9 protein-coding genes are annotated in these 14526 nt (G+C 30.0%); all 9 read left to right on the top strand.

Features of this window, described 5'->3' with window-relative positions:
* Nucleotides 1-13 precede the first annotated feature (13 nt).
* The 9 genes from CSPA_RS23680 to CSPA_RS23640 all read left to right on the top strand — a co-directional run bounded on the left by CSPA_RS23680 (nt 14) and on the right by CSPA_RS23640 (nt 14508).
* Nucleotides 14-988, top strand: coding sequence for a glycoside hydrolase family 43 protein (locus CSPA_RS23680; RefSeq protein ID WP_015394933.1), 975 nt, complete (start codon nt 14-16; stop codon nt 986-988).
* A 498-nt stretch (nt 989-1486) separates the two neighbouring features.
* Nucleotides 1487-3304 carry a sensor histidine kinase gene (locus tag CSPA_RS23675; protein WP_241393369.1) on the top strand — a complete coding sequence of 606 codons (1818 nt, stop codon included), beginning with the start codon at nt 1487-1489 and terminating at the stop codon, nt 3302-3304.
* Nucleotides 3297-4904: a response regulator gene (locus CSPA_RS23670; RefSeq protein ID WP_015394931.1), complete on the top strand. Its 1608-nt coding sequence runs from the start codon at nt 3297-3299 to the stop codon at nt 4902-4904. Before CSPA_RS23675 ends, CSPA_RS23670 begins: the two co-directional genes overlap by 8 nt.
* 170 nt (nt 4905-5074) lie before the next feature.
* On the top strand, nt 5075-6382 hold the full coding sequence (locus CSPA_RS23665) for an extracellular solute-binding protein (protein WP_015394930.1): 1308 nt from the start codon (nt 5075-5077) through the stop codon (nt 6380-6382).
* Nucleotides 6383-6633: 251 nt separating this feature from the next.
* Nucleotides 6634-7518, top strand: coding sequence for a carbohydrate ABC transporter permease (locus tag CSPA_RS23660; protein ID WP_015394929.1), 885 nt, complete (start codon nt 6634-6636; stop codon nt 7516-7518).
* 21 nt (nt 7519-7539) lie between these two features.
* Nucleotides 7540-8394, top strand: a complete 855-nt coding sequence (locus CSPA_RS23655) for a carbohydrate ABC transporter permease (RefSeq protein ID WP_015394928.1) — start codon at nt 7540-7542, stop codon at nt 8392-8394.
* 694 nt (nt 8395-9088) lie between these two features.
* Nucleotides 9089-10804: an SGNH/GDSL hydrolase family protein gene (locus CSPA_RS23650; RefSeq protein WP_015394927.1), complete on the top strand. Its 1716-nt coding sequence runs from the start codon at nt 9089-9091 to the stop codon at nt 10802-10804.
* Nucleotides 10805-10918: 114 nt separating this feature from the next.
* A complete protein-coding gene (locus CSPA_RS23645; protein WP_015394926.1) occupies nt 10919-12739 on the top strand; it encodes an ABC transporter ATP-binding protein in 1821 nt (606 codons plus the stop codon).
* Between the two features lie 5 nt (nt 12740-12744).
* The gene (locus CSPA_RS23640; protein WP_015394925.1) at nt 12745-14508 is read left to right on the top strand and encodes an ABC transporter ATP-binding protein; all 1764 of its coding nucleotides are present in this window, start codon (nt 12745-12747) and stop codon (nt 14506-14508) included.
* Nucleotides 14509-14526: the final 18 nt, after the last annotated feature.

Here is a 14526-nt window from a genome sequence, read left to right as displayed (position 1 = left end):
AGGAGAGAATTATATGAATAATATTGTAAAACAAAAGGAACCATTAGTAACTCACATTTATACAGCAGATCCTTCTGCTCACGTATTTGATGGAAAAATCTATATATATCCTTCTCATGATCTTGATCAAGTTCAAATTTCAAATGATAATGGTGACCAATACAACATGGAAGATTATCATATTTTATCACTAGATGATACTAACTCACCTTGTATTGACCATGGAGAAGCACTTCATTTAAAGGATATTCCATGGGCAAGTAAGCAATTATGGGCTCCAGATGCTGTATATAAAAATGGAACTTATTATTTGTTTTTCCCAGCAAGAGATAAAGATGAAATTTTTAGAATTGGTGTAGCTACTAGTTCAAATCCTGCTGGACCATTTAAAGCTGAGGAAAATTATATACCAGGAAGTTTTAGTATTGATCCTGCTGTTTTAATGGATGATGACAATAGATCCTATGTTTACTTTGGAGGTCTTTGGGGTGGACAATTAGAAAAATGGCAAACTGGTACTTTTAAGGCAGATGCTGAAGGCCCAGCAGTTACAGCTCCAGCTTTAGGACCAAGAGTAGCTGAATTAAATGAGGACATGCTTACATTTAAAGAAAGTCCAGAAGAAATATCAATAGTTGATGAAGATGGAAATCCACTACTTGCTGGAGATGAAGATAGAAGATATTTTGAAGGTCCATGGGTTCATAAATATAATGGAAATTATTATCTTTCATATTCTACTGGTTCTACTCATTACATTGTATATGCTATGAGTAAAAATCCAAAAGGACCTTATACTTTTAAAGGAAAAATACTTGACCCAGTAATAGGATGGACAACACATCACTCAATTGTTCAATTCCAAGATAAATGGTATTTATTCTATCATGATAGTTCATTATCAGGTGGATCAGATAACAAGCGTTGCGTAAAATTCACAGAATTAAAATATAATGAAGATGGTACTATACAAAAAATTGAACTATAAAAATAATTTAGAATTAATATATGAGTTCTAATTATCAATGTAAATTATCAATTGCCATTAGTCACGAAATCCTTTTGGGATTTTGTGAAAATAGCTTCCAAAATCTTAATTAGAACTTATAACAAATAGACGTAAGGGGATATTAAAGTGTAATTTAATATCCCTATTTTTTTTAGACTTTTTTGATATAAATATTATAATTATTAATTTTTAATGAGTGTTGATTTTCAGTGTTGAACAATTTATTTTGTAATAAATTTTATATTTGGAAAAATGAATTTTTCCGTAGGCTGTTATCATTATTTGAAAATTGGAACATATACATCAAAAAATAATTTTAAAAGATACTATAATTTTTGATACAAAAACTATAATTACATGGGTTTTAAATTTGTCAGTAAAGTTGTAATATTATGTAAACAGTTTCGAGTTTAGATGAAATAATATCTTTTATATAATGAATAGGTTGATTACAGTGATTATGAAAGCTAAGTTTAAATGAAAGAGAAGATAATAATGATAAGCTTAATAAGAATACGTAAAAGATACATGGATCTAAAGATAAGTTCAAAAATAGTATTTATATATCTAATATTGATGATTTTTTCAGTAACTGTAAGTAGTTTGATTTATGAAAAAATATATGATGATATTACATCAAAAAAGGTTAGTGAATTGTCTGTTCAAACCCTTTATACCATAAAATCCAATATAAATTCTATGATACAAAACATAAATAATAATTCAAGAATAATAATATCTAATAAAGACATACAAGCAATATTGAAAAATTCAAATAATAGAAATGGTATCGATGTTCAGATTGATATGTATGGTTATTTAAGTAGTATGATTGATTCTATGAATAACGTATCTTCAATTTATATTTATGACAACTTTGGAAATAAATATTATATAGACAAGCAGTCTAGAAAGAGTTTTAAACTTAATAAAGTTGAAAGTGCAAATTGGTATAAGGCTGCTATTAATGAAAAGGGATACTATATATTAAGATTAAATGCTGGAGAAAAAGCAGACCTTAATCCAAATGAAAACTATGTATCCTTTATTAGGGTAATAAATGACATGGAATCGCAGAAGCCAATAGGAACACTAATTATTAATATAAATGAAAGTAATTTTGTTAACTGTTACAAAGATATCATAAGTAAAAATGGTACTAATATTTTACTTATGGATGAAAATAATGATTTTATAGTAAATCCTAAGGATGTATCAGATTTTAATCAAATAAATGAATTGATAAGAAAAGAATTAATTAAATCTGATGTTGAAGAGGAGAAGAATTCAATAATAGAAAAAATAAAAGGAGAGGAATATATTTTTTCTTCATTAAAAATTGAAGAATATAACTGGATTATTGTCAGTAAAATCCCTTTTAAGGAGCTTTCAAAGGAATCAAGCACAGTATATCTTATGGCATTTGTTTTTACTATAATAAATGGAATATTGTTGTTTATTGGTGCCATTTCGATATCTAGATTAATTACTAAACCTATAAAGAAGCTTTTAAAATCCATGAAGGGAATAGAAAATGGAGAATTTAAAAAAGTAAATATTGAAGTTGGTAATGATGAAATTGGTAAACTCAGAGATGGATATAATATTATGGTTTATGAAATTGAAAAGCTTATCAATAGAATTATTGAAGAACAAAAGGTGAAAAGGAAGGCAGAATTAAGCGTGCTTCAAGCACAAGTAAAACCACATTTTCTATATAATACTCTGGATGCTATGGGATATCTTGCTCTATCTGGAAAGTGTGATGAAGTCTATGATGCTTTAGAAGCTTTAGGTGAATACTATAGGACTAGCCTTAGCAAGGGAAGAGAAGTAATTACTGTAGGAGAAGAAATTGAAATAGTAAAAAACTATTTTTTATTACAAAAGCTAAGATATGGTGATATTTTTACAGACACTTATGAAATTGATGAAAGGGTTCTTAATTTTAAAATATTAAAGCTTGTCTTGCAACCAATTGCAGAAAATGCATTATATCATGGGATAAAGCCAAAAGGGGAGCATGGAATAATAAAACTTACAGTTGAGCTAATAGAAAACTTAATAAATATATCCATAGAAGATGATGGTGTTGGGATGACGGAGGAAGAGCTTGATAAAGTTGTAAGTGATAAAATTGATAATAATAATTTGAGTTTTGGTCTAAGAGGAACTATAGAAAGATTAAGAATTTTTTATGGTACTTCAGATGTATATGAAATTAAAAGTAGAAAAAGATATGGGACTAAGGTTAATATTACAATTCCTATAGAAGAGGGTTGGGAAAATGAATAATACTTTTATAAGAATACTAATTGTAGATGATGAAGAAAATACCAGAAATTTAATTAGGAGGTGCATAGATTGGGATGAAATTGGAATAGAAATTGCAGGAGAAGCATCAAGTGGTCAAGAAGCTCTTGATATGTTGGAAAAAATTAATATTGATATTGTAATTACAGACATACGTATGCAATTTATGGATGGCTTGGAGTTTAGCAAAAGAACTATAAAAAGATTTCCGTATATAAAAATTATTGTTTTGACAGCTTATGAAGAGTTTGAGTATGCACAGGAAGGAATAAAGATAGGGATAAGTGACTTTTTGTTAAAACCAATTAAAAGAGCAAAGCTTAAGGAATCAGTTTCAAGTTTAAAAAGTAAGATTGAAACTGAAAGAATGAGCAGAGCAGAATATATAAAACTTAAAGAACGATTATCAGAAAACTTTTTATATTTAAAAGAAAAGTTTCTAAATGATTTAATTCAAAGAAGTTACTCTTCAGAGAATATTATAGATAAGATTTTATATTTTTCAGTGGAAAGCATTACCAAGTATATACAAGTTGCCTTGATTGGAATTTCTCATATTGATAATGAAGAGTTTAAAAGTGAAGAAGACTCTGTTTTATTGGATTTGGCTTGCGCAGAAATAGTTAAAAAATATTTTCAAGATTATGAAGATGTACATGTAATTATTGATAATAGCCGTAAGATAGTTATTTTAAATAGTAATCCCAAAATAGATATTATATTTAGCTGTGAAAAGATTAAAGAACTATTGATAAATAGACTCAATTGTTATGTAAGTGTAGGGATAGGAAATGCGTATAAAGATTTAAAAAATATAAAGAAATCTTATAGGGAGGCTTTTGAAGCATTAAATTATAAGGTGGTTTATGGAAAAAATCAGGTGATTTGCTTTAATGATATAAGTATTGATAATCACGGTTTAGATGTAAAGAATGAAGAAACTAATGAATTGGGATTTTATATTAAAGCAGGAATTGATGAGAAGAGTAGAGCTATTATTGATAAAATCTTTAAAGATATCGATACAACTAAAAATTATAATATTGGGCAAGTAAGAGTATTATCAATTAATATTGTAACTATGGTTTTTAATTCAATAACAGAATTAGGACTGGATTATGAGCAAATGCTTGAAAATAAAGATTTCCCTTATAATTCTATACTAAAAATTGATAAAATTACTGAAATGAGAGAATATTTGATTTGGTTTATTTTAAATGCAACTAAGTTTATTAAAGGAGCTAGAGCAAAAAAAGTTAACAAAGTTTTTGTTGAAATTGCAGAATATATTAAAAAAAATATTTCAGATCCAGAACTTTCACTTTCAAGTATAGCAAATAAATTTTATTTAAATCCCAGTTACTTGTCCAGAGTTTTTAAACAGGAAATAGGATATAGTTTTATTGAATATTTAACAAAGATTAGAATTGAGAAAGCTATAGAATTACTTAAAGAAACAGATTTAAGAAATTATGAAGTATGCGAAAAAATTGGAGTACCTGACCCTAATTATTTTGGAAAGTGCTTTAAGAAATATACTGGCATATCTGTAAGTGATTTCAAGAAGGCTCAAATTATTTGAAGGGGATTACAAAAGTAGAATAAATTATATGTGTTATTAATGAAAACGATTTAAAGATGTAAAAAAACTACCCATTTAAGTAAATATTTTACGTTCTAACTAAGCTAAGAGTGAACTAAAATAAATACTGTAAAATAAAAAAATAATGATTAATTTCAGGGGGTAAAAAAATGAAAAATGTCTTAAAAAAACTTGCAACTATTTCTATGTCTTTATTATTAGTAACTAGTGCAGTTGGCTGTGGATCAAGCTCTTCAGGCGATAGTAAAAGTGCTAATGCGTCTGGTGATTCAAAACAAGTTACTTTAAAATTATGGCATGTATGGGCTGCTGATAGTGAGTCGAACAGAAAACCTTTTCTTAAGGTATTAGATGACTTTCAAAAAGAAAACCCTAACATTAAGCTAGATATTGATGAAACAGAAGCTAAAGCTTATGATACTAAAATTAAGACAGCAGCAGCTGGGGATGAACTTCCAGATGTTTTCTACTCACAGGCTGGAGGGTCTGTCAAAGGTTATGTGGATGCTGGAAAAATTTTACCTATAGACGATTATTTAAATGATGGAACTAAAGATAGATTACTTCCAGGAGTTTTATCTAATATGACTTTTGATGGAAAAGTATATGGTTTACCTTATACACAAGCAACCGCAGTATTCTTTGTAAATAAAGAATTGTTTGATCAAAATGGAATTAAGATTCCTGAAACTTATAATGAATTAGTAACTGCAGTTAAAGCTTTCAGAGCTAAGGGAATTACACCTATGACTGTAGGTGCCAAGGATGAATGGCCTACAACACAGTATTTTGATATTATGTCTATTCGTGATGCAGGTGCTAAGGTAGTTAATGATGCACTTGAGAAAAAAGGTTCTTATGAAGATCCAGGTTTTATAGATGCTGCTGCAAAATTTCAAGAATTAGTAAAACTACAAGCATTTAATGATGGTGCTCTTGGTGTAACAAGAGATGAATCAGAAATAGGGTTTTACGAAGGTAAAATTCCAATGTATGTAAATGGTAGCTGGACTGTTGGTAATATCGATAAAGATGGATCTAAGATTAAAGGTAAAGTCCTTGCATTGAAATTCCCAACTATTGAAGGTGGAAAAGGCGACATTAATGATTTTACAGGTGGAGCTGCTGAAGGATTCTTTGTAAGTGCTAAAACACAACATAAAGAAGAAGCAGTTAAACTTCAAAAATATATTACTGAACACCACTCAAAAGAAGCATATTTAGCAGGTGCTGGAATACCAACTTGGAAAATGGATGTAGATGAATCTAAAATTGACCCTTTAAATTTACAAATAGCTAAAAATCTTAAGGAAGCAAAGACAACCACTTTATGGTTTAATTCTAAATTGTCAACTAAAGATGGTGACGATTATCAAAAAGAATTAACACAATTGTTCTCATTACAAGTTACACCAGAACAATTTGCCAAAGATATGCAAAAAATGAATGCCAAGTAATGTTTTAAATTTGAAGAGGAACAGAAGTTAATACTTCATTTTAACTTGATCCTTGTCAATAAGTTCTTAAATACAATTGGATTTGTGGAATTTATAGATTTCTACAAATCCAATCTAATATATACAGTTTATGAATCCTTTGATTGGATTTATACTACTTTGTTTTTCTACGGGTAATATAGGAAAGATATTATTCGGTAAATTGAATATGATAATTATTTCAAAATGACTTATTTTTAAGGAGGTTAACAATGGATAAGGTTCTTTCGGATAAAAAAGCTATAATGTTTTTTTTATTTCCTGCACTGATTTTTTTTATTCTAATAGTATTTCTACCTATATTTATTTCAGGTTATTACAGCACTCTTGATTGGGATGGCTTAAAAAATCCAGTATTTGTTGGGTTACAAAATTATAAAGAGCTTTTTGCTAATACTACAGGTGGTTTTACTTTATCAATTAAAAATTCATTATATTTTGTTCTTGTATCAGTGTTTATTCAATTACCAATTAGTTTATTTTTAGCATTAGTACTTGCTAATGGAGTTAAAGGAGAAAAGTTTTTTTTAAACGTTTATTTTATACCTGTAATAATTTCTACTGTTGTTATTGGACAACTTTGGATGAAGATTTATAATCCGGATTATGGATTACTCAACAGTTTTTTGAAATCAATAGGTCTTGGAAATATGGCAAAAGCGTGGTTAGCAGATCCAACTACAGCGCTTGGAGCATCCTTTGTGCCTACATTATGGCAATACGTAGGATACCATATGTTACTAATGTATGCAGCCATAAAATCAATTCCTACAGATATATATGAAGCCGCAAAACTTGATGGAGCATCAGGTATTCAAATGGCTTTTAGAATTACTATACCACTAATAAAACCTATGCTTAAAGTATGTGTGACTTTTTCTGTTATAGGTGCTTTGAAGATTTTTGATCTTGTATATGTATTGACTAATGGTGGGCCTAACCATGCAAGTGAGGTACCAAGTACATTGCTTGTTAATAATATATTTGTACGAAGCATGTATGGATATGGAAGTGCCATAGCAATTTTTATAATAATAGAATGTCTTGTATTTACAGGAATTATACAGAAGTTTTTCAAAACTGATGATGTGGAATAAATGAGTAGAGGAGTATGAAAAATGAGTAGCGATTATATTTCAAAAATGTTTGGAGGGAAAATTGTAAACAAGCTATTATACATAGTGCTCATTATATGGGCAGTTATACAAATATTCCCACTATATTGGCTAATAACATTCTCCCTTAAAAATAATAGTGAAATATTTGGAGGTAACTTAATTGGTTTGCCTGAAAAGTTTTTATGGGAAAACTATGGGAAGGCATTAGTTAATGCAAATGTTGGGGTATACTTTATGAACAGTGTAATAATTACAGCTGTTACTATATTCTTAACAGTAATAGTTTCACTAATGGCTTCTTATGCATTGGTTAGGATGAAATGGAAATTTAGAAATACAACAATGTTGCTTTTTATGGCAGGGTTAATGATACCAATTCATGCAGCACTTCTTCCAATATTTTTAATATTACGTAAAGTTAAGTTATTGGACACTTATTGGGCATTAATTATACCTTATGTGGCGTTTGCTATTCCTATGGCTATTCTTATTCTTACAAGCTTTATGAAATCTATTCCTAGAGAAATTGAGGAAGCAGCTTGTATTGATGGATGCAGTATTTATAGAATATTTTTCAGTATTATTGTGCCTATATTAAGGCCAGCTGTAGCAACAATTTCCATATTTACATTCTTGCAAGCTTGGAATGAATTAATGTTTGCAACTGTATTTATTAGTAAGGCTGCCTATAAACCATTGACAGTAGGAATTCAGTCTATGGCTGGGAAATATTCAACAGAATGGGGGCCAATAGGTGCAGCTTTGGTTATTGCTACTATTCCTACGGTTATTATTTATCTTCTAATGAGCAGTCAAGTTCATAAGAGCTTAACAGCTGGTGCTTTAAAAGGTTAGTAGCATATTTAAAACCTTACATTTGAATCCCATGAAAATCTAAAAGTTTGATTTTCATGGGTACTTTATTTTATAAGAAAATAACATTATGTGCAATATATGTCTATAATTAATTAATTTATTGCCAGTTTAGTTTTTGAAATTAATTTAAAATGATATAAAGAGACTTTAAAATTTGGATAATAATATTATAGATATACAATGCAAGAATTATACTTATGTAACAATTACCGAAATCAGATACATTTATCTTCCACAGGACTAGTGAAATTTTCACTGGAAGGTTCTAAATGGCAGCTTGTCGTCATTTCAGCGTGTTCCAGATGTAAAATCTGGACAAGCTGAAAATGAAACAAGCCCCCATTAAGAACCATCATCAGCTAAATTTCACATGCCTGCTTCCAGAAAAATGTATCTAATTTCTAGTGTAGTGTTACGATTATAATTTCTCAATGATGCATGTATAGTCCATTTATAAGTTTGATTATTCATTTGGATATCTATAGTTCTATTGAAATTATCAATTTTAAATACTCAATGATCAATTAATGTTGATTTACCTCGGAGCTCTTTGAATTGTGAATAATTTTTTTGCAAAATAGACATAGAATTATTAAGTTTTTAAGGGATTATTTGATCATAGGATGATGAGAGAAATATTGATAGAGAAAATTAAAGGATGGAGGATAAGAATATGATAAATAATATAGAATCAGGGCCTAAAGCACCTAAAGATCCACAGAAAAAGCGTAGTGGTTTTTATATAATGATAAATAAACTTATAGAAGCTACTGCACGATTTGAAGGTAAACCTTCTCAAGAAGTTTATTTAGATGAAGGAAGATTTGCGTTTGATGCTAATTTTGTAGGAGGGGTTGAGGATGAAAATATTCTAACTGCACTAAAAAGTTGCGAAGGTGTTCATAAATTGGTTCACAGCATTGGAGTTTGTGTAAAAGCCTCAAAAGATGTAGGAAATATCGACTTTGTACTTCATAATTACGGAAAATTAGACAGGTATAAAAGTGGAACACTTATTAAAATTCCTTGTACTAAGGATGGATCAGAAGTAATTATTACGCTTAAAGATTATGAGTGGTCAAAAGATGATGATGTTGTTGGAAAGATGGCTTTTGAGTTTGAAAAGCCAGAACTAACAGCAGAGGTAACGGTTAAGGTTTATCTCAATGATGGCTATGAAGTGCCTGAAATTTCAATAGATCCACCAGTAGAATTTGGAAGTGACAAGTATAATTCGATGATTAAGAAATCTCTATTAAATATAGGGAATAACAAAAGACTTAAAGCTGCTATAGATAAGGCTGAAAGAGGAGAAGATGTAACTGTTGCTTATATAGGTGGGTCAATTACCCAAGGGGCTGGGGCAAAACCAACAAATACAAACTGTTATGCTTATAGATCATACTTAAAGTTTAAAGAAATGTTTGGAAAAGGTGATGGAGAAAATGTTCATTTTGTAAAAGCTGGAGTGGGAGGAACGCCTTCAGAACTGGGTCTTATAAGATATGACAGAGAGGTTTTAAGAGATGGAAGAGTAACCTCTGATATTGTAGTTGTTGAATTTGCAGTAAATGATGAAGGAGATGAGACAAAAGGTATATGTTATGAAAGCTTGGTTTTAAATATACTTTCTGCTAAAAATAAGCCAGCAGTGATATTATTATTCAGTGTATTTGCTAATGACTGGAATCTTCAAGAAAGACTTTCTCCAGTTGGAAGGTTATATAATTTGCCAATGGTAAGTATATCTGATGCTGTGGTTGAGCAATTTAAGCTTACTAGAGAAGAGGGAAATATAATAACCAAGAGACAGTTCTTTTATGATATATATCATCCTACAAACGATGGACATACTATAATGACAGACTCTCTTGCATATTTATTCGAACAGACTTCAAAGAATGCTTGCGATGAAATGGATATTGAATTGGATATAGCTCCAGCTATAGGTAATTCATTTTTAGATGTACATCTAATTGATAAAAAGGATAATTCATGTGGAGCAGTAATAGAGCAAGGAAGTTTTAAAGAAACAGATAAAGATCTTCAATTTGTGGAAGTGGATTGTGAGTCTCAAGGAACGCCTGAATTTCCATATAATTGGATGCATGCACCTGAATCTGGAAGGGAAAGTTTCCGTTTAAAAGTTAAAAGTCGAAGTTTACTGTTAGTCTTTAAAGATACTGCAAGTATTGATTTTGGTAAGGCTGATATCTATGTTGATGGTACTTATATTTTAACAGCAGATCCTCAAGCAGTAGGCTGGACACATTGCAATGCTGTAATTTTATATCAAGAGGAGATTAGTAAGGAACATAATATTGAAATTAAGATGTCAGATGATAGTTTTGATAAGTACTTTACAATTCTTGGATTTGGATATAACTAGAAAGTTCCAAATTCAACATCAAGTTATAGGTGGATAATACCACCTATAATTTTATTGCTATGCATACCTATATTATAAAAAATGCTTTTATAGTATGGCAAAGGAGGTTTTTCAATGGAAGTACTGAAATTTGGGTTTAAATATTGGAAGAGGAACTTACCATTGGCAATTACAGCTCAGATTATAAGTTTTGCTGCCATAATTGCAGATTTGATGATTCCACTGCTTTCAGAAATGTTTATAGATTATGTTATTTGTGATAATAAACCTACAAATGATGGTATATTTTCATTTATGCTCAATGAAAAATATGGTCAGATTCATTCAATGAAGCTTTTTTTTAGCTTAGTAGTTATTTTTATGATTTTTCTACTTACAAGGATAATTTTTATTTATGTTAAAAATGTTATTAATCAGCATCTTGGTCTTAATTTAGAGACAGACTTAAGAGCAGTAACCTTTCGTAAACTTATGGAGTTAGATAGTGAGACTGTTGCTGAGTATAATACGGGAGAACTTCTAACAACCCTGAATTCAGATACAATTATGTATAAGGAACTTTTTTGTAGAATGATTCCTAATATATTTGATAGTTTATTTGTACTTATAATATGTGGATTTTTATTATGTCGTATTAATATTAGTCTGCTTGCTATCCCATTAATTATTATGCCATTTTTTGTTGTGGCCTTGATGAAATTTAGAAAAGCAGCAAGGATCAATTATAAAAATATAAGAAAAGGCAACAGTGAGGTGAGTTTAAATGTTCAAGAGAATATTGAAGCAGTACGTTTGGTTCGCTCGTTCACAAATGAAGATATTGAAAAGAAAAAATTCGATAAAGCTAATGAAAAATTAAAAGATTCATATATCAATCAAGTTAAGCTATCGTCTAAGTTTGAAGTTGTATTTAGCTCAATTAAGCAGATAGCATATATTGGAACCATTGCTGTTAGTACAATTCTTGTTATCAAAGGATATATGCTTATAGGATTTCTTTTTGCTTGTTCTAACTATGTGCTTAAGATGATGGACAATATTTCACAAATTAATAACATGTTGTTTCAAATGCAGCAACAGTTTGTATCCGGACAAAAAATGATGAATTTTATGAATTGTAAGTCTAAGATAATTGAAACAGTAGAAAATGTGAAAATAACAGGTGTTCCTAATATCCGCATTAATAATGCATATCTTGTTATGGAAGGTAATGAGGTGCTTAAAGACATAAGTATTGAGGTTCCTTATGGCAAAAAGATTGGTATAGTAGGAGGCACAGGAAGTGGAAAGAGTGTACTTTTGGAATCTTTGGTACGTATCCATGATTTAACTAGTGGGAAAATTGAAATAAATGGAAAAGATATTAGGGAGTATTCATTAACAGCACTAAGAAGCAGTTTTTCATATGTATTTCAGGATGTGTTTCTTTTCTCTAACACAATAGACTCTAATATAGCATATGCAAAGCCTGATATTGAAAAGGAAGAAGTTATTAAGGCAGCAAAACATGCTCAAGCACATAATTTTGTTAAAAAACTTCCAGTAGGATATGACACTATTGTTGGAGAGAAGGGTATTGGTATTTCAGGAGGACAGAAACAAAGAGTTTCTATAGCTAGAGCACTGCTTAAAGATGCACCTATACTTATATTGGATGATTCAACTAGTGCTTTAGATGTTGATACTGAGAAGAAACTTCTAACAGATATTAAAAAGCATTATCCTGATAAAACTATTTTTATTTCAGCTCACAGAATGTCATCAGTAATAGATTGCGATGAAATAATATATATGCAGGATGGAAAGATTTTAGAAAAAGGAACCTTTGCGGAATTGATGAAACTTAAAGGACACTTTGCTAATGTATATGAAATTCAAGAAGCACAGAGAAAATCTGTTATTGACTTTGATGCTTTAGCAGAAGGTGAGGTGTAAGGAAAATGGCCCAGAGAAATACTTATTTTCAGGACGAGATTATTCAAAAGGAAATAGATATTAAACAACTTGGAAGAACTATAAAATATGTACTTCCATATAAAAAAGTTTTTATGCTTATATGTTTTTTGATGTTGATTGCAGCTACGGCTTCTATGACCGCACCACTATTACTTAGATATATAATTAACCATACAGTTATAGCTAAAGATTATGGTGAATTACTACTTATAATTATTGGATTTGTTACCTTAGCTGGTATTGAGATTGGTATCAATTTTGCTCATCAAAGACTTATGGGTAAGATGGGACATAATATAATTGCACAAATAAGAAAGGATATATTCTATAAGCTGCAGGAACTGCCTTTTGATTACTTTGATTCAAGACCAGATGGTAAGATTGTTGTGCGTGTTACAGATTATATTAACGATTTAGCCAACTTTTTCACAAATAATTTGCTGCTATTTCTTGTTTATATAGTAAAGATAGTAGCTGTAACAGTATTTATGCTGGCGATAAGTGTGCAGCTTACAGCTATAGTTTTGGGAGCAGTTATTCCAATGATGGTTTGTGTTTTTGGGTTAAGATATGTAATAAGAAAATTATTTGCATATCTCAGAGCTAGGAATTCAAATAGAACAGCATTTCTTGTGGAATCAATTATGGGTGAAAAAATAGTTAAAAATAATAATAGAAGTGCTATTAATGAAAAAGTGTATATGGAGATTCAAGAAACTTGTGCTAAAACTTGGATGAAAATATTTATGAGAAATGAATTAAATACACCTACAGTTGAAGTATTTTGGAATATCGGAACCCTTTGTCTTTTTGGAATATCCTTATATATGATGCTTCACGGCAATAATAGTATAGATGCAGGTACAGTTATTGCTTTCATAAGCTATATGAGTCTTTTTAGTGGACCTATCACGCAGGTTGCTGTTATTATCCAGCAGCTAGCTCAGGTAAGTTCAAATTTAGAGCAAATATTTGATACTATTGACTATCCTGTTGATATTGAAAGTAAGGATAGTGGAGTAGAGCTTAAGGATGTTAAGGGACAGATTGATTTTGAAAACATCACCTTCGCATATGAAGATGATATAAATGTTTTAGAAAATTTTACTTTGAATGTAAAGCCAGGAGAAACTATTGCCTTAGTGGGACCAACAGGTGCAGGTAAAACTACAGTAATAAATACTATTACAAGATTTTATGATGTAAAGAATGGTAAGGTTAAGATAGATGGTATTGATGTAAAAGATGCGACTCTTGCTTCTCTTCGTAGAGAGGTTGGTGTATTAATGCAAGATCCATTTATATTCAAAGGAACTGTTATTGACAATATAAGATATGGAAGACCAGAGGCTACAGATGATGAATGTATTGAAGCTGCTAAAACTATTTTTGCAGATAAATGTATAAATAAAATGAAGGATGGCTTTTATCAAGAGTTAGAAGAACGTGGAGCAGGACTATCAGCAGGTGAAAAACAGCTTATAAGTTTTGCTCGTATAATTCTTAAGAATCCGTCAGTTATTATACTAGATGAAGCAACAAGTTCAATAGATACAGAAACAGAAAATTTAATTAAAAAGGCAATGGATGTAATCCTTAAAGATAAAACTGCATTTATAGTTGCTCATAGATTATCCACCATAAGGGATGCAGATAGGATTTTATATATTGCTAATAAGGGAATTGCAGAGGAAGGGACTCATGAGGAACTTATGAAACTTAGAGGATTGTATTATAGTTTGAATTAAGCGGAGGAAAATATGTAT

This window comes from Clostridium saccharoperbutylacetonicum N1-4(HMT) (genome assembly GCF_000340885.1).
GTDB lineage: Bacteria > Bacillota > Clostridia > Clostridiales > Clostridiaceae > Clostridium > Clostridium saccharoperbutylacetonicum.
This window is presented reverse-complemented; position numbering and strand designations above follow the sequence as displayed.